Here is a 20,110-nt window from a genome sequence, read left to right on the forward strand (position 1 = left end):
GGATTACTTGTGGTAAGGGTGCCCGGACAGAACTGTCCAGGCACGATACAGCTGTTCGCCGATCAGGATCCGCACCAGCGGGTGTGGCAACGTCAACGGCGACAATGACCAGCGCTGATCGGCCCGGGCACAGACTTCCGGCGCCAGCCCTTCCGGGCCACCGACCATGAAATTGACCGTACGCGAATCCAGCCGCCAGCGGTCGAGTTCCACCGCCAGTTGCTCGGTGCTCCAGGGCTTGCCATGGACTTCGAGGGTGACAATGCGCTCGTTCGGCCCGACCTTGGCCAGCATGGCTTCGCCTTCCTGGCGGATGAAGCGCGCCACGTCGGCGTTCTTGCCACGGGTGTTGAGCGGAATTTCCACCAGTTCCAGGGCCAGCTCGGACGGAAGACGCTTGGCATATTCATGCCAGCCTTCTTCCACCCACTTGGGCATGCGAGAACCGACGGCGATCAGGCGCAGTCGCACAGCGGTCCCTTATTGCTGGTCTTTGTTGAGCTTGGTGAAGTGCTCATGGGGGTTTTCCGGGCTGTGGTGCGCGGCGCTGGCCGAACGGCTCTGCTCGGCACCGGCCCACAGGCGCTCCAGGTCGTAGAACTGGCGCGCCGAGGCGGTCATCATGTGCACGATGACGTCGTCCATATCCAGCAGTACCCAGTCGCTGTCGCCCTTGCCTTCTTCACCCAGCGGCTTGACGCCCTGGGCCTTGACCGCTTCGCGGACCTTGTCCAGCATCGCGCCGATCTGGCGGTTGGAGGTACCGGTGGCGATGATCATGTAGTCCGTGATGCTCTGCTTTTCACGAACGTCGATCACCTGGATGTCCTGGGCCTTGACGTCTTCCAGGGCCGCCACGGCCACCTTGACCAGTTCTTCACCGGCCAGTACGACGCCGGTGTGGGCCTCTACTGGCAGCGGGGCGCTTTTGAACGTGCCTTTGCGCTTTACTTTGTTTACGTCTTTGTCAGTCATATAAAACTCGTTTTGCTCGTATGTTCGGGCGCTTCGCTACACGCATTCACGTGCCTTGAAGCACACCTTTTTCAGTTCGACGCACGGTAAAGCCCGTGCGCATCGATGTAGGCCAGGACCGCGTCGGGCACCAGGAAACGTACCGACTTACCGCTGGCCAGCAGTTGACGGATCTGGGTGGCGGATACCGCGAGCGGCGTCTGCCAGACGAATGCAATCTGTCCGTTCGGCCCTTTCAGGGCCAGCGGGTCGCTCACCGAGCGGGCCGCCAGCAGGTTGCGCAAGGCATCCGGCGGCTCGCTGTCGGCATCCGGGCGTTGCAGCACCAGGATGTGGCAATGCTGGAGCAACTCTTCCCAGCGATGCCAAGTGGGCAGGCCGCAAAATGCGTCCCAGCCCAGAAGCAGAAAAACCTGGGCATCAGCGGCCAGTTCGGCGCGCATCAGCTCCAGGGTATCAATGGTGTAGGACGGTTTGTCCCGCTGCAATTCGCGGGCGTCCACCACCAACGGTGCCACACCGGCCACCGCGCACTCGACCATCGCCAGGCGGTCCTGCGCCGACACCTGCGGCGTATCCCGGTGAGGCGGCCGGGCGCTGGGCGTCAGGCGTAGCTCATCGAGGGCCAGGGCGTCGGCGACTTCCAGCGCACCGCGCAAATGGCCGATGTGCACCGGGTCGAACGTGCCGCCCAGGATACCGATGCGCCGGGGCAGGGTTGTCGTCGTCACAGCAGCTGGCGGGTCGAGATCGCCCAAGTCAGACCGACTCCTGTCCGCGCAACTGGCCGTCACCGACCACGATGTACTTCTCGCAGGTCAGGCCTTCGAGGCCCACCGGGCCGCGGGCGTGCAGCTTATCAGTAGAAATGCCGATCTCGGCACCCAATCCGTATTCAAAGCCATCGGCGAAGCAGGTCGGGGTGTTGATCATCACCGACGCCGAATCCACTTCGGCCACGAAGCGCCGGGTTTCACCCAGGTTTTCACTGACAATGGAGTCGGTGTGGTGCGAGCCGTGGCGATTGATGTGCTCGATGGCCTCCTCCAGCCCGTCGACCACACGGATCGACAGGATCGGCGCCAGGTATTCGGTGTCCCAGTCTTCTTGCGTGGCCGCAACGGCCTCGATGATCACCCGGGTGCGCTCGCAACCGCGCAGCTCGACGCCTTTCTCGCGGAACTGGGCAGCCATCGACGGCAGGAAGTCCTTGGCCACGGCCTGGTCCACCAGCAGGGTTTCCATCGCGCCGCAGATACCGTAGCGGTAGGTCTTGGCGTTGAAGGCGATGCGCTGGGCCTTCGGCAATTCAGCGTGGGCGCTGACGTAGACGTGGCAGATGCCGTCCAGGTGCTTGATCACCGGCACGCGGGCGTCACGGCTGACCCGTTCGATCAGGCCCTTGCCGCCACGCGGCACGATGACATCGACGAACTCGGGCATGGTGATCAATGCCCCGACTGCGGCACGGTCAGTGGTTTCCACCACTTGCACCACGGCCGCCGGCAGATCGGCTTCGGCCAGGCCGCGCTGGATGCAGGCGGCAATGGCGCGGTTGGAATGGATCGCCTCGGAGCCGCCACGCAGGATGGTCGCGTTACCCGACTTCAGGCACAGGCTGGCGGCGTCGATGGTCACGTTCGGCCGCGACTCGTAGATGATCCCGACCACGCCCAGGGGCACGCGCATCTTGCCGACCTGGATGCCCGACGGCCGGTAGCTCATGTCGCGGATCGCCCCGACCGGGTCCGGCAGGGCCGCGACCTGGCGCAGACCGACGATCATGCCGTCGATGCGTGCGGGGGTCAGCGCCAGGCGCTCGAGCATGGCCGGTTCCAGACCATTGGCCCGGCCGGCGGCCAGGTCCAGCTCGTTGGCAGCGGACAACTCGGCACGCGCGGCGTCCAGCGCATTGGCGGCGGCCTGCAGGGCGCGGTTTTTCTGCGCGGTGCTGGCCCGGCCGATGATGCGCGACGCTTGGCGAGCGGCGCGACCCAGGCGGGTCATGTAGTCAAGAACGGACTCAGTCATGGTCTGTGTGGTCTTGGCGATGAGGAAAGCGGCAGATTATAGCTGTCGTAACCCTCGACTAACAGCATGGACTCACAGTGGTGACCGGCGGAGGAGCAAAACAGGCGTAAACAGCCGGTTGAAGCGACTGTTCAGCGGTGATTAAGCTTTCCATTGCTATCATCGCGCTTCCTTTGGCCTCACCTCGTTTATCGCCATGACCGATTTGCCATCGCCCAACGCCCTGCCCCACGCCTTTTTCGATCGCGACGCCCAGGTGCTTGCCAAGGACCTGCTGGGCAAAGTCATCCGTCACAAGGTCGGTGACCTGTGGCTCAGCGCGCGGATCATCGAGACCGAGGCGTATTACTTCGCCGAAAAAGGCAGCCACGCCTCGCTGGGCTACACAGAAAAACGTAAGGCTTTGTTTCTGGATGGCGGCCACATCTATATGTACTACGCCCGGGGCGGCGATTCGTTGAACTTCAGCGCCCAGGGCCCCGGCAATGCGGTGCTGATCAAATCGGCGTACCCGTGGGTCGATGCTCTTTCCGGGCCGGCGAGCCTGGCGCAGATGCTGCTCAACAACCCCGACGCCCAAGGCCGGCCGCGCACACCGCAGAAACTCTGTGCCGGCCAGACCCTGCTGTGCAAAGCCCTGGGGCTGAAAGTGCCGGACTGGGACGCCAAACGCTTCGACCCCGAGCGCTTGCTGGTGGAAGATGTCGGCGTGCCGACGGTCAATGCGATCCAGACCACCCGCCTGGGCATTCCCCAGGGACGGGACGAGCACCTGCCCTACCGCTTCGTCGATGCCGCCTATGCCCCGTGGTGCACCCGCAACCCTTTGCGGCGCGGACAGGTCGAAGGGCGTGATTATTTTTTGTTGTCCTGATGAAATATCGTCCCCCCTATGGGAGCGGGCTTGTGGGAGCAAGGCTTGCCCGCGATGCAGGCGACACGGATCAACAGTAAGGTCGCGTCATCGTTCGTCGCGAGCAAGCTTTGCTCCCACAAGCGCTCCCCACAGTAAAAACTGCATGCCGATCAATATTCAATGGAGTTGTATTTATGGGCCCATGGCTCGATAGCATCACCGGTTGGTTGACCGTCAACCCGCAATGGCTGGCGGTGGCGGTGTTCATCGTCGCCTGCGTGGAGTGCCTGGCCATCGCCGGCCTGATCGTGCCCGGTACCGTGCTGTTGTTTGCCATCGCCGTGCTGGCCGGCAGCGGCGCATTGTCCTTGGGCGAGACGTTGCTGCTGGGCCTGCTCGGCGGCTTGCTGGGGGACCTGGTGTCGTACTTCCTCGGCCGGCATTTCCACCAGAACATCCGGCGCCTGCCGGGGCTGCGGCATCACCCGGAATGGATGAGCGCGGCGGAAAACTATTTCCAGCGCTACGGCATCGCCAGCCTGCTGGTGGGCCGTTTCATCGGCCCGCTACGGCCCATGTTGCCGATGGTGGCCGGGATGTGCGACATGCCGTTCCCGCGTTTCGCCGCCGTCAGCGTGTTGGCTGCGGCAGGCTGGACCGTGGCGTACCTGCTACCGGGCTGGGCCACCGGGGCGGCGTTTCGCCTGCCGCTGCCTGAAGGTTTCTGGCCGCAGGCCGGCGTGGTCATCGGCAGTATCGCGGTGATGATCGGGCTGAGCGTCAACAGCAGCCTGCGTCGTCATCGCCATGCCACGGCGCTGATCGCAGGCCTCGGCCTGGTGATCCTGATCGGCCTGTTCATCGGCTTTCGCTACCTGACGGCGTTCGACCAGGGCTTGATGGCCCTGGTCCAGGAGCATCGCAGCCCGACGCTGGATGAAATCGCCGTGACCTTCACGCTGATCGGCGAATTCCGCTACATGCTGATTGTCTGCAGCCTGTTGACCGCGTTATTGCTGTTGGCACGGCAATGGCGGCAGGCGATCTTTGCCGGTGGCACGATGCTGCTCACCTCCCTGGCCAATACCGGTAGCAAACACTTCTTTGCCCGTGTGCGCCCGGAAATCCTCACCGACCCGCTGACCAGCTACAGCATGCCCAGCGGCCACTCCTCCGGGGCATTCGCGCTGTTCCTGACCCTCGCCGTCCTGGCCGGTCGCGGCCAACCGCCACGCCTGCGCCTGACCTGGCTGCTGCTGGGCTGCCTGCCAGCGCTGGCCATCGCCCTGTCGCGGGTTTACCTGGGGGCGCACTGGCCGAGCGACATCGTCGCCGGGGCGATGCTCGCCGCCAGCATCTGTGCGGCCGCCCTGTGGTTGAGCCAGCGCCAGAGCCCGCTACCGGCCATGCCGCCGAAAGTCTGGTGGCTGATCCTGCCGGCGCTGGTGGCGGTGTTCAGCTTCTTCGCGCTGCGGCACTTGCCGCATGCGATGTTGCGGTATGCCTATTGAACACACTATCTGTGGGCACTGGAGATCCCCTGTGGGAGCGGTGTTGTTCGGTGGATATGAGTGGTGTCAGGCGAACAGTTCGCCCTGCAACTCATCGAGCAACGCCTGGATCGCATCCAGGCGCTGTTGCGGGTCGTCGAGTTGCAGCAGGTCGATCTTGTCCAGCTCATTGAACGGCAGCAGGTAGGCCAGTTGATTGGCCAGCGATTGCTGGCCGGTCGCTTCGGTGCCCATGTTCAAGGCCTCGACCATCGGGTGCTCGGCCAGGGCCTTGAGCAGCGCCACCAGGTCGGCGTCTTCCTCTTGCAGCGGTTGCTCCGGTTCTTCTTCCAGCCACTCGACTTCAGCGACCGTCAGTTGATCCGCCTGGACGCTGCTGTCATGGACGATAAAACGCCGCCCGCCCTGCACGCGAATGCCCAGCAGACCATTGTCCTGCTGGGAAAAGTCGGTGATGCGCGCTTCGCAACCGACCCGCGCGTAGCCCTCAGGCGCGATGCCGACTTCCTCGCCATCGAGGATGCACACCACGCCGAAGCCTTCGCCCTTTTTCATGCAGCGCCCGATCATGTCGAGGTAACGCGCCTCGAAAATCTGCAAGTCGAGGATGCAACCGGGGAACAGCACGGTGTTCAACGGGAAAAGCGGCAAGCTCATAACCAGTTCCTTAAACCGTCATCGACACCACCAACGGCAGCAGCACCGCCGTGGCCACGCCCATCAGACTCATTGCCAGCGCCGCAAAGGCGCCTGTTTCCTCGCTTTCCTGCAACGCCACCGACGTGCCCACCGCATGGGCCGCCAGCCCCAGGGCCATGCCCCGAGCTTCTGGGCTATGGACACCCAGCCTGGTCAGAATGCTCGGGCCGAGGATCGCCCCGAGCACACCGGTGATCAACACGAACACCGCCGCCATCGCCGCCACACCGCCGATCTGCTCGGCCACCAGCATGGCGATCGGCGAGGTCACGGACTTGGGCGCCATGGTCATCAGAATCATGTGCTCGGCACCAAAAGCCCAGCCCAACACCACCGCAGAGCCCGTGGCAAACACCCCAGCTATCACCAGCGTAGTAAAAATCGGCCAGAACAACTGCCGGATCCGTCGCAAGTTCAAATACAACGGCACGGCCAGGGCGACCGTGGCCGGGCCCAGCAGGATGCTGAGGATCTCGGTGCTCTTGCGGTATTCGGCATAGTCGATGCCGCAACCGACCAGCACGACGATCAACAGCACCATCGACATCAGCACCGGCTGCAGGAACACCCAGCGGGTCTTTTCGAACGCCGCCAGTACCAGTTGATAGGCGCCCAGGGTAATGCCGATGCCAAACAGCGGATGGTGGATCACCGAGGTCCAGGCACCTTGCCAGTCGAGCATCATTGACTGTCCTCCGGAGCGGCGATGTGACGCCGGGCCAGGCGCTGCATCAGCACCCCTGTCAACGCCACGGACAGCACCAGCGATAAGGTCAACGCGCCGACGATGGCCCAGAAATCGGCGGCAATCGCCCGGGCATAGACCATCACCCCCACTGCGGGCGGCACCAGCAGCAATGGCAGATAACGCAGCAGGCTGCTGGCGGCCAGGTTCAGCGGCTCGCTGACTTCGCCGCGCACCACCAGATAACCGAGCAACAGCAGCAGGCCAATGATCGGCCCCGGCAACACCGGCAAGAACAAATGATTGATTGCAGTGCCCAGCAATTGAAACAGCACCAGCCAGGTCAGGCCCCGTAGCAACATCCGCTCTCTCCCCTGCAACACTTACTCAAAGAATGCGCGGGCATTATAAGCATGCCCACGCTATGGGTCGGCATTCGTAAAAAGCATGTTCGGTGACCTTACTTGCGCGCCATGTTGATCTACAGTGGTTCTCCGGGGATGCCGATCCCCGTTCCAGAAAAAGTAAAACAGATGAACCCAAGGAGAGTCTCAATGCCCTACGTCCCCGTTGCAGCGCTCAAAGATTATGTCGGCAAGGAACTTGGACGTTCCGAATGGCTCACCATCGATCAGGAGCGCATCAACTTGTTCGCCGAAGCCACTGGCGACTTTCAGTTCATCCACGTCGATCCGGTCAAGGCCGCGCAGACCCCGTTTGGCAGCACCATCGCCCACGGTTTCCTGTCGCTGTCGCTGATGCCCAAGCTGATGGAAGACATCCTGATCCTGCCCGAGGGCGTGAAGATGGTCGTCAACTACGGGCTGGACAGCGTACGCTTCATCCAACCGGTGAAGGTCGATTCCAAGGTGCGGCTCAAGGTCGACCTGGTGGAAGTCACCGAGAAAAAACCTGGCCAATGGCTGCTCAAGGCCACCGCCACACTGGAGATCGAAGGTTCGGAAAAACCGGCCTACATCGCCGAGCCGCTGTCGCTCTGCTTCGTGTAAACCTGCGCGGTCGCGAAACCGCTCAGGCAGTTTCGCATCGCTTCTCTGTATCCAAGGGGCATAGCTGCGGCATACTCGTGGCCTGATGACCTGGATCCCGTTATGCGCTTATTCGTCCCACTGACTCTGACCCTGCTGCTCACCGCCTGTGGCAACGGCGAATCGCCGCTGCCTCCCGACGCGCGCCTGCCCGACGGCGGCCGCTATCGCGGCGACCTGGTGGACGGGCTGCTGCAAGGCCAGGGGCGCATCGACTACCCCAATGGCAGCTGGTACGCCGGGCAGTTCGACAAAGGCCAGTGGCACGGCACCGGGGAATGGCATGGCAGCAATGGCGAGGTCTATCGCGGCCAGTTCGAGCAGGGCCTGTTCCACGGCCAGGGCAGCCTGACCACACCGACCAGCAGCTACACCGGCGGCTTCAAGCTGGGGCGCCGGGACGGTGAAGGGACGCTCAAGGAAAACGGCATGACCTACCGGGGCGAGTTCAAGGCCGACCGCTATTCCGGCCTCGGACGCCTGGAACTCGACGACGGCAGCCAGTACCAAGGCCCGTTCGCCAACGGCAAGCCCAACGGTGAAGGCCAGCGCTTCGACGCCAGCGGCAACCAGTTCACCGGGCATTTTGTCGACGGGCAACTGCAGGGCAAGGGCACCTTCAACAGTGCCGATGGCGATGTCTACATCGGCGGCTTCAAGAACAACCAGCTCAACGGTCGCGGGCGCTACGAAAATGCCGACGGCGATGTCTGGATCGGCCGGTTCAAGGACGGCGCGCTGACCGGCAAGGGCGAACTGATCGGCGCTGACGGCAGCCACTATCTCGGTCAATTCAATGATTGGCGCTTTACTGGCGAGGGCCGCCTGAACCTGCCCGACGGCAGTTTCTACGTCGGCCAGTTCGAAAGCGACAGCTACCACGGGCGCGGCACCCTGGCGCTGACAGACGGCACCGTGCAAAGCGGCACCTGGGCCAACGGCCAACGGGTGCGCGACGCGGACGGCAGGCTGCTGCCGGATGTGCTCGAACTTGGCGTGCTGGCCCAAGGCCGCCTACTGGACGATGCTCTCGCCAACATCCCGGCCTCGACCCCGGCGGTGGAGCTGTACAGCCTGACCCTGGGCGGCGATGGCAAGCAAAGCGTGTTCCTGCGCGAATCCGACTATGTCGCCAACATGCTCGCCAGCCGTTTCGGCGCGTTCGGGCAGATTCGCCTGGTCAACCACCGCGATCACCTCGGCGACCGGCCCATGGCCAGCCGCGAAAGCCTGCGCCGCGCCGCCGCCACCCTGGCCGAGCGCAGTGGTCCGGAAGACCTGATTTTCATCTACCTGACCAGCCACGGCACCAGCGAGCATGAGCTGGTGCTCGACCAGCCGCGCATGGAACTGGCCGACCTGCCCGCCGATGAACTGGCCGTGGTGCTGGCGCCACTGAAGAACCGCGACAAGATCGTAGTGATCTCGGCCTGTTATTCCGGCGGCTTCATCCCGGCACTCAAGGATGAACGCACCCTGATCATGACCGCCTCCCGGGGCGACCGGGTGTCCTTCGGCTGCTCCGAGGAAGCCAACTTCACCTATTTCGGCGATGCGCTGTTCGCCCAGGCATTGAACCAGACCGACGACCTGGAGCAGGCCTTCAAGCGAGCCAAGGCCACCGTTGCCGAGCGCGAACAGGCCGACAACTTCGAAGCGTCCGAACCTCAGATGTGGGCGCCGAGGACGGTCCTTTCCCACTGGCAACTGCTGCGCAAACAGCAGGCACGTAAAGCATTGCAAAGTGCTGCATTGAACGACGAGGCCACAAAGAGCAACTAAGCTGAACCGTATCAAGGGGGAAACACTATGTACTTGACGCCTCAGCATGTTTTGCTCGCCGGTGCTACCGGGCTGACCGGGGAACATCTACTGGACCGGCTGCTCAACGAGCCGACCATCACTCGCGTATTGGCGCCTTCACGCCGGCCACTGGCTGAACATCCACACTTGGAAAACCCGGTTGGGGAGCCGGCCCAGGTGCTGCCACAACTCAGTGGCCAGGTGGACATCGCCTTCTGCTGCCTCGGCACAACCATCAAGAAAGCCGGCTCTGAAGCAGCCTTCCGCGCGATCGACCTGGACCTGGTCGTGGCGTTTGCCAAGCGCGCCCGGGAACTGGGCGCACGGCATCTGGTGGTGATCAGCGCGCTGGGGGCCGACGCCAAGTCATCGATCTTCTACAACCGGGTCAAAGGTGAAATGGAGGCGGCGCTCAAGGCCCAGGGCTGGCCGCAACTGACCATTTGCCGGCCTTCCCTGCTGCTGGGCGACCGCGTCGAACCGCGCCTGGCCGAGCAACTGGCTGGCCCCTTGTCGAAGCTGATCCCAGGCAAGTACCACGGCATCGAAGCCTGCCAACTGGCCCGGGCCATGTGGCGTCTGGCGCTGGAAGAGCAGGATGGGGTGCGGGTGGTGGAGTCAGATGAGTTGCGCAAGCTCGGCAAATGATTGCGGCGCCTGAGCGGGCGCCCTGTAGGAGCTGCCGAAGGCTGCGATCTTTTGATCTTTTGATCTTTCGATCTTTCGCTTGTGACTCAAGTGGCTGGGGAAAGATCGCAGCCTCGTTGCACTCGACAGCTCCTACACAGCTCCTACAGGGCTCCTGCGCGCAACCCAGCCCTTGGCTACAACCCCCCTGTAGCCTGAAACCCCACACCTATGGCGGTAAACAACGACAACGGCAACAACAAGGTATCGAGCAGCGCACTGCCCGGCAGATCGAGACCCGGGTAGCTCGGCGCCTCGGCGCCAAAGCGGTCCTTGGCGCAGCAGCCACCGTTGAGGGCGTACAAATCCAGGCGTGTTCCGGCGTACACCACCGGCGCACCAGGCTTGGCGGCGTCGAGGGTGCGGGCCGTGGCGCAGCCGGTCAGCTGCAGCGCCAACAGCACGATCAGCAGCTTATTCATCGCTGCTCAAATGATGTTCGCCCCAGCGCGGCAACATGTCCTGGGGAATGTTCAGCAGATTGAGGATCCGGGCGACGACAAAATCGATCAGGTCATCAATGGTCTGCGGCTGGTGATAGAAACCCGGCGAGGCCGGCAGGATGCTCACGCCCATGTTCGACAGCTTGAGCATGTGCTCCAGGTGAATGCTCGAATACGGCGCTTCCCGCGGCACGAGGATCAACTGGCGGCGCTCCTTGAGCGTCACGTCCGCCGCCCGTTCGATCAGGTTGTTGCAGGCCCCGGTGGCAATCGCCGAGAGCGTCCCGGTGGAACACGGCACCACCACCATGGCGGCCGGCGCGCCGGAGCCCGAGGCCACCGGCGACATCCAGTCTTCCTTGCCATACACGCGAATCTGCCCCGCCGCCGCACCGGTGTATTCAGTGAGGAAGGCTTGCATCATCTGGGTCTTGGCCGGCAGGGTCACGTCGGTCTCGGTGGCCATCACCAGCTGCGCGGCCTTGGAGATGAGGAAATGCACCTCGCGGTCTTCGCGCACCAGGCAATCGAGCAGGCGCAAGCCGTACTGGGCGCCGGACGCACCGGTCATCGCCAGCGTGATGCGTTCCGGACCATTGCTCATTTCAGCGCCTCGGCCAGTTTGCCGTGCAGGCCGCCGAAGCCGCCGTTGCTCATGATCACCACGTGAGTGCCGGGCTGGGCCTGGCTCTTCACGCGCTCGATGATGCCTTCCAGCGAATCGCTGACAATCGACGGCACCGTGCACAGCGCCGCAGTGGCACCGAGGTCCCAGCCGAGGTTGGCCGGTGCGTACCAGATCACCTGGTCGGCATCGACCACGCTTTCCGGCAGGCCGTCACGGTGCGCGCCGAGCTTCATGGAGTTGGAACGCGGCTCGATGATCGCAATCAGCGGCGCATCGCCGATGCGCTTGCGCAACCCGTCGAGGGTGGTGGCGATGGCGGTCGGGTGGTGGGCGAAGTCGTCATAGATGGTGATGCCGCGCACTTCGGCGACCTTCTCCATCCGCCGCTTCACGCTCTTGAACGCGCTCAACGCGGCAATGCCCATGGATGGGACTACGCCGACATGCCGAGCCGCCGCCAGGGTCGCCAGGGCATTGGCAACGTTGTGCTGGCCGGTCATGTCCCACTCGACCACGCCTTGGGACACGCCTTCGAACATGACTTCGAATTGCGAACCGTCATCCTTGAGCAACTTCACCTGCCACTGCCCACCCGCGCCGGTGGTTTGCACCGGAGTCCAGCAGCCCATCTCGATCACGCGCTGCAAGGCCGGTTCGGTGGTCGGGTGAATCACCAGGCCTTCACTCGGGATGGTGCGCACCAAATGGTGGAACTGCCGCTCGATGGCCGGCAGATCGGGGAAGATATCCGCATGATCGAACTCAAGGTTGTTGAGGATCGCGGTACGGGGACGGTAGTGGACGAATTTCGAGCGCTTGTCGAAAAACGCGCTGTCGTATTCGTCAGCCTCGATCACGAAGAACGGCGTGCCACCCAGGCGCGCCGACACCGAGAAATTCTGCGGCACGCCACCGATCAAAAAGCCCGGGCTCATGCCGGCGTGCTCCAGCACCCAGGCGAGCATGCTGCTGGTGGTGGTCTTGCCGTGGGTGCCGGCCACAGCCAGGACCCAACGGCCCTGCAGCACGTGATCGGCCAGCCACTGCGGCCCGGACACGTACGGCAGGCCTTTGTTGAGCACGTACTCCACCGCCGGGTTGCCACGGGACATGGCGTTGCCAATGACCACCAGGTCCGGCGCCGGGTCCAGTTGCGCCGGGTCGTAGCCTTGGGTCAGCTCGATGCCCTGGGCCTCCAGCTGAGTGCTCATCGGCGGGTAGACGTTGGCGTCGGAGCCGGTCACGTGATGGCCCAGCTCCTTGGCCAGGACCGCCATCGAACCCATGAAAGTGCCGCAAATACCGAGAATATGGATGTGCATAGTCGACCTCGTAAAACATGGCCGCAGGTTAGCCTAGGGAGGGGGAAATCGCACCTTGTGTTTCGAATCTGATCGTTCCCACGCTCCGCGTGGGAATGCAGCCCGGGACGCTCTGCGTCCCTGGAAGCCGAACGCGGAGCGTCCGCAGAGGCATTCCCACGCGGAGCGTGGGAACGATCGTCACGCGGTTATCGGGCAATCGCGTGTTTACGCAGCTTGCGGTAGAGGGTATTGCGGCTAATGCCCAGTTGTTCCGCCGTGTGGGTCATGTGCCAGCGCTGGCGCTCCAGCGCATCGAGCAATGCCAGCCGTTCGGCATCCTCCAGCGGCCGCTCCGCCACCGTTTCAACCAGCGCAATCGACGGACGCTGGCGGATCATCGCCGGCAAGTCTTCCAGCCCGATCCGCCCGCCGTCGCACAGCGCGGCGAGGGTCCGCAGCACGTTGCGCAATTGCCGCACGTTGCCCGGCCAGTCGAACGCCAGCAACGCCTGGCGCGCCGGTTCGTCGATGGACACCGTCTCGGCCCCGCTCTCTTCCGTCAGCAGAAAATCCAGCAACTGCGACTTGTCGCTGCGCTCGCGCAACGCCGGCAACGGGATTTCCAGGCCGTTGAGCCGGTAGTACAAATCCTCACGAAAACTGCCGTCCTGCACCCGATCCAGCAACTGCCGGTGAGTGGCGCTGATGATGCGCACGTTCACCGCCTCGGGCTCGCCGCCGATGGGCACCACTTGGCGGTCTTCCAGCACCCGCAGCAAACGGGTCTGCAAGGCCAGGGGCATGTCGCCGATTTCATCGAGGAACAGCGTGCCGCCGTCAGCCTGTTGCAGCTTGCCACGCATGCCTTCCTTGCGCGCGCCGGTGAAGCTGCCGCCGCGATAACCGAACAGCTCGCTCTCGATCAGGCTTTCCGGGATGGCCGCGCAGTTGAGGGCGACGAAATGCTTGCCGGCGCGCTGGCTGGCGTGATGCACGGCCTTGGCAAACGCCTCCTTGCCGGAGCCGGTTTCGCCCTGAATCAGCAGCGGCACATCGCGCTCGAACACCCGCAGCGCCTTGCGAAAATGTTCCTGCAACGCCGCATCCCCCAGGCAAATGCCCGGCAGCCGCGCGGGCTCGATAATCTTGAGCGCTGGCGCAACCGGCACCGGCACGCTGCGCGGCTGACCACGCAGCACGGCGAACAAATGCCGGCCGTCACGGGTGCGCAACGGCCAACTCGCACTGGCATTTACACTCGCGCGGCCGAGCAATTCGTCCAACGAACAGTCGAAAAAGTCCCCCACCCGCTGCCCCAGCAAGCTGCCGCGAATATGCCCCAAGAGGTTCAGCGCACTCTGGTTGACGGCGCTGATCCGCCCTTCGCCGTCGAACGCCATCAGGCCTTCGCTGAACAGCCCCACGGACTCAGCCTGCAGATGGAAGCGCAGCAGCCATTGATTGTCGAAGCAACGCAGGAAGTAGCAGCTCTCGATCATCTTCGCCGAGAGATTGACCAGGGCCATGGTGTGGAACTGGCTCTGGCGCGACACGTCCGGCCGGGCCGAAGACACGTCGAGCACCGCCAGCAGCTCGCCCTGGGGGTCGAAGACCGGGCTGGCCGAGCAGGTCAGGCCGGTGTGGCGGCCGCGAAAATGTTCTTCCTGGTGGATGGTCAGGGCCTGGCGCTCCACCAGGCAGGTGCCGATGCCGTTGGTGCCTTCGCAGGCTTCGCTCCAATCGGCGCCGAGCCAGAGGCCGGCCCGTTCGAAAATCTTCCGTTCGCTGGGGGCGGTGACGCAGTTGAGGATCACGCCCCGGGCGTCGGTCAGCAACACCGCGTGGCCGGCGCCGGAGAGTTGCTGGTGCAGGCTGGTCATTTCATTGCCGGCGATGTGCAGCACCTGTTGCAAGCGCTCGCGGCTTTCCAGCACCCGGCCATGTTCGAGCACCGTCGGCGCCAGGTTCTGGGCCGGGTCGAGGTGATAGTCCTCGAGGCAGCGCAACCAGGAACGGGCAATCGACGGATCGCTGCCAGGGCCCTGCAAATGGGCCTTGCCCTGGGTGACCGTCAGGACTTGCTGGGCATGGCGACTCAAATGGTTGCTGTGCATTTCTTATTGTTCTCCCCGAAGGTTGCGGCCTGCTGGAGCAACTGTCGAACCTGGCCCCTGTGGGAGCAAGGCTTGCCCGCGATGAACGATGACGCGCAGGTCAGTTGAACCGCGTCGTGGCTATCGCGGGCAAGCCTTGCTCCCACAGACCTTGCCCCCACAGACCTTTGTTCCCGCAGGAGCTGTGCTGAATGTTCAGCATCCTCCAGCCCAACCGCCTTTGCAATGCTGGCGCGACCTGTCAGTCACAGACTGTCTCGCATCTGGCACAAACTGTCACACCCGCTGTATCGCAAGCGTCACACAACCCATCCGTTTGTCCGACCAACTCCTCCTAAAGTCTTGATTTACGGGCCCTGCAAGGCAATGGCCCAACCTTTGCTCTAGGCTTAATTACCAGCGCTCAATTTTGCGCGGCCCTCCCGTATAAGCACAAAAGCCAAGGAGAACTCATCATGCGTTACGCTCACCCCGGTACTGAAGGCGCTATCGTTTCGTTCAAGAGCAAATACGGTAACTACATCGGCGGCGAGTTCGTCGCGCCTGTCAAAGGTCAGTACTTCACCAATACTTCCCCGGTCAATGGCGAGGTCATTGCCGAATTCCCGCGCTCCACAGCCGAAGACATCGAAAAGGCCCTGGATGCCGCCCACGCTGCCGCTGATGCCTGGGGTGCCACGTCGGTCCAGGCCCGTTCGCTGATCCTGCTGAAAATCGCCGACCGCATCGAAGCCAACCTCGAAGTGCTGGCGATCACCGAATCCTGGGACAACGGCAAGGCCGTGCGTGAAACCCTCAACGCCGACATCCCCCTGGCCGCCGACCACTTCCGCTACTTCGCCGGTTGCCTGCGGGCCCAGGAAGGCAGCGCCGCCGAGATCGACGGCAACACCGTGGCCTACCACATCCATGAACCGCTGGGCGTGGTCGGGCAGATCATCCCGTGGAACTTCCCGCTGCTGATGGCCGCCTGGAAACTCGCCCCGGCCCTGGCCGCCGGTAACTGCGTGGTGCTCAAGCCGGCCGAGCAAACCCCACTGGGCATCTGCGTGCTCATGGAGCTGATCGGCGACCTGCTGCCGCCTGGCGTACTGAACGTGGTGCAAGGTTTCGGCAAAGAAGCCGGTGAAGCCCTCGCCACCAGCAAGCGCATCGCCAAGATTGCCTTCACCGGCTCCACCCCGGTGGGCTCGCACATCATGAAATGCGCCGCCGAAAACATCATCCCGTCTACCGTGGAACTGGGCGGCAAGTCGCCGAACATCTTCTTCGAAGACATCATGCAAGCCGAGCCGAGCTTCATCGAGAAAGCCGCCGAAGGCCTGGTACTGGCGTTCTTCAACCAGGGCGAAGTCTGCACCTGCCCATCCCGCGCCCTGGTGCAGGAGTCGATCTACGACGAATTCATGCAAGTGGTGATGAAGAAAGTCCTGCAGATCAAACGCGGCGACCCGCTGGACACCGAGACCATGGTCGGCGCCCAGGCGTCCGAGCAGCAATTCGACAAGATTCTTTCGTACCTGGAAATCGCCAAGGGCGAAGGCGCCGAGCTGCTGACCGGTGGCAAGGTGGAAAAACTCGAGGGCAACCTGGCGACCGGGTATTACATCCAGCCGACCCTGCTCAAGGGCACCAACAAGATGCGCGTGTTCCAGGAAGAAATCTTTGGCCCTGTGGTGAGCATCACCACCTTCAAGGACGAAGCCGAAGCCCTGGCGATCGCCAACGACACCGAGTTCGGCCTCGGTGCCGGCCTCTGGACCCGCGACATCAACCGCGCCTACCGCATGGGCCGGGCGATCAAGGCCGGTCGCGTGTGGACCAACTGCTACCACCTGTACCCGGCGCATGCTGCGTTCGGTGGCTACAAGAAGTCCGGCGTCGGGCGTGAGACGCACAAGATGATGCTCGACCATTACCAGCAGACCAAGAATTTGCTGGTGAGCTACGACATTAATCCGTTGGGGTTCTTCTAACCTGCGGGAAATTGCGCCCGGCTGATCGTTCCCACGCTCTGCGTGGGAATGCCTCTACGGACGCTCCGCGTTCGGCTCTTTGGGACGCGGAGCGTCCCTGGCTGTGTTCCCACGCAGAGCGTGGGAACAATCAAAATCAAACAACAACGCCGTCCCACCGCTCTGGCATGAGCCTTGCGTGCCCGCTCCACAGCAATCCCGAAAGTCCAACAGATCAAACAATAAAAAAGACAGAGAGGACTTATGACTTCTACCACTCAACTCAAACCCACACTCGGCACCCTGCATTTATGGGGCATCGCCGTCGGCCTGGTGATTTCCGGTGAATACTTCGGCTGGAGCTACGGCTGGGGCACCGCAGGGACCCTCGGGTTTCTCGTCACCGCCCTCATGGTGGCATTGATGTACACCTGTTTCATCTTCAGTTTCACCGAACTGACTACCGCGATTCCTCACGCCGGCGGGCCTTTCGCCTACAGCCGACGGGCCTTCGGCGAGAAAGGCGGGTTGATCGCCGGGATCGCCACCCTGATCGAATTCGTCTTTGCGCCCCCGGCCATCGCCATGGCGATTGGCGCCTACCTCAACGTGCAATTCCCCGAGCTGGACCCCAAGCTGGCGGCGGTCGGCGCGTACATCGTGTTCATGACCCTGAATATCCTCGGCGTCAGCATTGCCGCGGCGTTCGAGCTGGTGGTCACCGTGCTGGCGGTCGCCGAGTTGCTCGTGTTCATGGGCGTGGTCGCGCCGGGCTTCAGCTTCAGTAACTTCGTGCTCAACGGCTGGGCCGGCTCCAATGAGTTCAGCCTCGCCTCGATCCCGGGCATTTTCGCGGCGATCCCCTTCGCGATCTGGTTCTTCCTCGCCATCGAAGGCGCGGCCATGGCCGCCGAAGAAGCCAAGGACCCGAAACGCACGATTCCCCGCGCCTATGTCAGCGGCATCCTGACCCTGGTGTTCCTGGCCATCGGCGTGATGATCATGGCCGGCGGCGTGGGTGACTGGCGCACCTTGTCGAACATCAACGACCCGCTGCCCCAGGCCATGAAGGCCGTGGTCGGCAACAATTCAACGTGGATGCACATGCTGGTGTGGATCGGCCTGTTCGGCCTGGTGGCGAGTTTCCACGGGATCATCCTCGGCTACTCGCGGCAGTTCTTCGCCCTGGCCAGGGCCGGTTACCTGCCCCGAGGCCTGGCGAAGCTGTCGCGCTTCCAGACCCCGCACCGGGCGATCCTGGCCGGCGGCGTCATCGGCATCGCGGCGATCTACAGCGACGGCCTGGTCAACCTGCAAGGCATGACGCTGACGGCGGCGATGATCACCATGTCGGTGTTCGGCGCCATCGTGATGTACATCATCAGCATGCTCAGCCTGTTCAGGCTGCGTAAGACCGAACCGAACCTGGAACGCACCTTCCGCGCCCCGGGCTACCCGATCGTGCCGGGCATCGCGCTGTTCCTGGCGGTGGTGTGCCTGGTGGCGATGGCGTGGTTCAACACCGTGATCGGCCTGGTGTTCCTGGCGTTCATGGTGGTCGGCTACCTGTATTTCCAACTGACCGCCAAGCAACGCTCCGATGCACCGGCGGACGCTATGCTCACAGGTATCTGAAGTTGCACCGGCACCGGGCCTAGGGCCTGGTGCCTGCTATTTAAAAGTGCACACAGTTCCCTTCCTGTGTGGGAAAACTCTTGGGAAGGCTCTGTGGGAAGGACTCTGTGGGAGCAAAGCTTGCTCGCGATAGCGGTGTATCAGTGGAGAATACTTTTCTGACACTCCGCTATCGCGAGCAAGCTTTGCTCCCACAAGGTTCTCCCACAGAGCTCTCCCACTGGGCTCTCTCACTGGGTTCTTCCACTGGGTTCTTCCACTGGGTTGGATCTGTGGTGTATTTGAGTATTTAGAGAACCAGGAGGACACCGCCCCATGGCCGCATTCGCCCATTCCGTCGGCGCCCAGACCTATCGCTTCGACAGCCTCAAAGACCTGATGGCCAAGGCCAGCCCGGCGCGTTCCGGGGATTTTTTGGCCGAGGTCGCCGCGCTCAACGATGGTGAGCGCGTGGCCGCGCAAATGGCCCTGGCCGACCTGCCCCTCAGCCATTTCCTGCAAGAAATGCTGATTCCTTACGAGGTCGACGAAGTCACCCGGCTGATCGTCGACACTCACGATAAACAAGCTTTCGCCACCGTCAGCCACCTCACCGTCGGCGGTTTTCGCGATTGGCTGCTCAGCGACGCCGCCGATGAACAGAGCCTGCGGGCGCTGGCCCCGGGCCTGACGCCGGAAATGGTCGCCGCCGTGTCGAAGATCATGCGCGTGCAAGACCTGGTGCTGGTGGCGCAAAAGATCCGCGTGGTGACCAAGTTCCGCGGCACCCTCGGCCTGCGCGGGCGCCTGTCCACCCGCCTGCAACCCAACCACCCCACCGACGAACCCGCCGGGATCGCCGCGAGCATCCTCGACGGCCTGCTCTACGGCAACGGCGACGCCATGATCGGCATCAACCCGGCCACCGACAGCACCGCCTCGATCTGCGCCATGCTGGAAATGCTCGACGCCATCATCCAGCGCTACGACATCCCCACCCAGGGCTGCGTGCTGACCCACGTCACCACCTCCATCGAAGCGGCAAACCGTGGCGTGCCCCTGGACTTGGTGTTCCAGTCCATCGCCGGCACCGAAGCGGCCAACGCCAGTTTCGGCATCAGCCTGAGCGTCTTGAAAGAAGGCTACGATGCCGGGCTCAGCCTGAATCGCGGCACCTTGGGCAACAACCTGATGTATTTCGAAACCGGCCAGGGCAGCGCGCTGTCAGCCAACGCCCACCACGGCGTCGATCAACAGACCTGCGAGACCCGGGCCTACGCCGTGGCACGGCATTTCAACCCGTTCCTGGTGAACACGGTTGTAGGATTCATCGGCCCGGAGTACCTGTACAACGGCAAACAGATCATCCGCGCCGGCCTCGAAGACCACTTCTGCGGCAAGCTTCTGGGCGTGCCGATGGGCTGCGACATCTGCTACACCAACCACGCCGAAGCCGACCAGGACGACATGGACACCCTGCTGACCCTGCTGGGCGTGGCCGGGATCAACTTCATCATGGGCATCCCCGGCTCCGACGACATCATGCTCAATTACCAGACCACCTCGTTCCACGACGCCCTCTACGCCCGCCAGACCCTGGGCCTGAAACCAGCGCCGGAATTCGAAACGTGGCTGGCGAACATGGGCATCTTCACCCAGGCCGATGGCCGGGTGCGGTTCGGCGACAACCTGCCACCGGCGTTTCGTCACGCATTAGCTCATTTGGGATAAGCCGCATTGGGGATGAGAGAACTGC

19 protein-coding genes are annotated in these 20,110 nt (G+C 63.2%); 8 read left to right on the plus strand and 11 right to left on the minus strand.

Annotation, left to right across the window (positions count from 1 at the left end; all coding sequences use genetic code 11):
- Nucleotides 1–3: 3 nt before the first annotated feature.
- From rlmH to KI235_RS26590, 4 genes are all read right to left on the minus strand, one after another.
- On the minus strand, nt 4–471 hold the full coding sequence (gene rlmH, locus KI235_RS26575; protein WP_003185785.1) for a 23S rRNA (pseudouridine(1915)-N(3))-methyltransferase RlmH: 468 nt from the start codon (nt 469–471) through the stop codon (nt 4–6).
- 9 nt (nt 472–480) lie between these two features.
- Complete coding sequence (gene rsfS / locus KI235_RS26580; RefSeq protein WP_003205895.1) at nt 481–975, minus strand: ribosome silencing factor; 495 nt, start codon at nt 973–975, stop codon at nt 481–483.
- 71 nt (nt 976–1,046) lie between these two features.
- Nucleotides 1,047–1,691 carry a nicotinate-nucleotide adenylyltransferase gene (gene nadD, locus KI235_RS26585; RefSeq protein ID WP_212795886.1) on the minus strand — a complete coding sequence of 215 codons (645 nt, stop codon included), beginning with the start codon at nt 1,689–1,691 and terminating at the stop codon, nt 1,047–1,049.
- Nucleotides 1,692–1,734: 43 nt separating this feature from the next.
- Nucleotides 1,735–3,006 carry a glutamate-5-semialdehyde dehydrogenase gene (locus KI235_RS26590; RefSeq protein ID WP_003205898.1) on the minus strand — a complete coding sequence of 424 codons (1,272 nt, stop codon included), beginning with the start codon at nt 3,004–3,006 and terminating at the stop codon, nt 1,735–1,737.
- Between the two features lie 196 nt (nt 3,007–3,202).
- Between KI235_RS26590 and KI235_RS26595 the strand changes: the two genes are divergently transcribed.
- Both KI235_RS26595 and KI235_RS26600 read left to right on the plus strand, forming a co-directional pair.
- Nucleotides 3,203–3,880 carry a DNA-3-methyladenine glycosylase gene (locus KI235_RS26595; RefSeq protein WP_003205899.1) on the plus strand — a complete coding sequence of 226 codons (678 nt, stop codon included), beginning with the start codon at nt 3,203–3,205 and terminating at the stop codon, nt 3,878–3,880.
- A gap of 176 nt (nt 3,881–4,056) precedes the next feature.
- Nucleotides 4,057–5,373: a bifunctional DedA family/phosphatase PAP2 family protein gene (locus tag KI235_RS26600; protein WP_003205902.1), complete on the plus strand. Its 1,317-nt coding sequence runs from the start codon at nt 4,057–4,059 to the stop codon at nt 5,371–5,373.
- Nucleotides 5,374–5,439: 66 nt separating this feature from the next.
- Here KI235_RS26600 and KI235_RS26605 read toward each other — a convergent pair whose 3' ends face one another.
- Genes KI235_RS26605 through KI235_RS26615 form a run of 3 tightly spaced genes read right to left on the minus strand, consistent with a single transcriptional unit; the run spans nt 5,440 to nt 7,119 of the window.
- Nucleotides 5,440–6,030, minus strand: coding sequence for an LON peptidase substrate-binding domain-containing protein (locus KI235_RS26605; protein ID WP_003205904.1), 591 nt, complete (start codon nt 6,028–6,030; stop codon nt 5,440–5,442).
- Nucleotides 6,031–6,040: 10 nt separating this feature from the next.
- Nucleotides 6,041–6,757 (minus strand): LrgB family protein, encoded by a 717-nt coding sequence (locus KI235_RS26610; RefSeq protein ID WP_003205906.1) that lies wholly within the window; start codon nt 6,755–6,757, stop codon nt 6,041–6,043.
- Nucleotides 6,754–7,119, minus strand: a complete 366-nt coding sequence (locus tag KI235_RS26615; protein ID WP_003205907.1) for a CidA/LrgA family protein — start codon at nt 7,117–7,119, stop codon at nt 6,754–6,756. Before KI235_RS26615 ends, KI235_RS26610 begins: the two co-directional genes overlap by 4 nt.
- Nucleotides 7,120–7,311: 192 nt before the next feature.
- On the opposite strand from KI235_RS26615, the gene KI235_RS26620 reads away from it, so the two are divergent.
- The 3 genes from KI235_RS26620 to KI235_RS26630 all read left to right on the plus strand — a co-directional run bounded on the left by KI235_RS26620 (nt 7,312) and on the right by KI235_RS26630 (nt 10,257).
- Nucleotides 7,312–7,767 carry a MaoC family dehydratase gene (locus KI235_RS26620; RefSeq protein ID WP_003205908.1) on the plus strand — a complete coding sequence of 152 codons (456 nt, stop codon included), beginning with the start codon at nt 7,312–7,314 and terminating at the stop codon, nt 7,765–7,767.
- A 102-nt stretch (nt 7,768–7,869) separates the two neighbouring features.
- Entirely contained in the window at nt 7,870–9,588 is a 1,719-nt protein-coding gene (locus tag KI235_RS26625) for a C13 family peptidase (protein WP_013694275.1), read from the plus strand.
- A 27-nt stretch (nt 9,589–9,615) separates the two neighbouring features.
- On the plus strand, nt 9,616–10,257 hold the full coding sequence (locus KI235_RS26630) for an oxidoreductase (protein WP_003205912.1): 642 nt from the start codon (nt 9,616–9,618) through the stop codon (nt 10,255–10,257).
- A gap of 176 nt (nt 10,258–10,433) precedes the next feature.
- On the opposite strand, the gene KI235_RS26635 is transcribed toward KI235_RS26630, so the two are convergent.
- The 4 genes from KI235_RS26635 to KI235_RS26650 form a co-directional block, all read right to left on the minus strand.
- Nucleotides 10,434–10,718: a YceK/YidQ family lipoprotein gene (locus KI235_RS26635; RefSeq protein ID WP_003205913.1), complete on the minus strand. Its 285-nt coding sequence runs from the start codon at nt 10,716–10,718 to the stop codon at nt 10,434–10,436.
- Nucleotides 10,711–11,343, minus strand: coding sequence for a flavin prenyltransferase UbiX (ubiX, locus tag KI235_RS26640; protein ID WP_003205914.1), 633 nt, complete (start codon nt 11,341–11,343; stop codon nt 10,711–10,713). The genes KI235_RS26635 and ubiX overlap by 8 nt, the downstream gene beginning before the upstream one ends.
- Nucleotides 11,340–12,689, minus strand: coding sequence for a UDP-N-acetylmuramate:L-alanyl-gamma-D-glutamyl-meso-diaminopimelate ligase (gene mpl, locus KI235_RS26645; protein WP_003205915.1), 1,350 nt, complete (start codon nt 12,687–12,689; stop codon nt 11,340–11,342). Before mpl ends, ubiX begins: the two co-directional genes overlap by 4 nt.
- A gap of 188 nt (nt 12,690–12,877) precedes the next feature.
- A complete protein-coding gene (locus KI235_RS26650) occupies nt 12,878–14,785 on the minus strand; it encodes a sigma-54-dependent Fis family transcriptional regulator (protein ID WP_212795367.1) in 1,908 nt (635 codons plus the stop codon).
- 455 nt (nt 14,786–15,240) lie between these two features.
- Here KI235_RS26650 and KI235_RS26655 point away from each other — a divergent pair, with 455 nt between their 5' ends.
- From KI235_RS26655 to KI235_RS26665, 3 genes are all read left to right on the plus strand, one after another.
- Nucleotides 15,241–16,761 (plus strand): aldehyde dehydrogenase family protein, encoded by a 1,521-nt coding sequence (locus KI235_RS26655; protein ID WP_003205918.1) that lies wholly within the window; start codon nt 15,241–15,243, stop codon nt 16,759–16,761.
- 243 nt (nt 16,762–17,004) lie between these two features.
- Entirely contained in the window at nt 17,005–18,375 is a 1,371-nt protein-coding gene (gene eat / locus KI235_RS26660) for an ethanolamine permease (protein ID WP_003205920.1), read from the plus strand.
- Nucleotides 18,376–18,690: 315 nt separating this feature from the next.
- Complete coding sequence (locus tag KI235_RS26665) at nt 18,691–20,085, plus strand: ethanolamine ammonia-lyase subunit EutB (protein WP_003205921.1); 1,395 nt, start codon at nt 18,691–18,693, stop codon at nt 20,083–20,085.
- Nucleotides 20,086–20,110: the final 25 nt, after the last annotated feature.

This window comes from Pseudomonas sp. St386, assembly GCF_018325865.1.
Lineage (GTDB): Bacteria > Pseudomonadota > Gammaproteobacteria > Pseudomonadales > Pseudomonadaceae > Aquipseudomonas > Aquipseudomonas brassicacearum.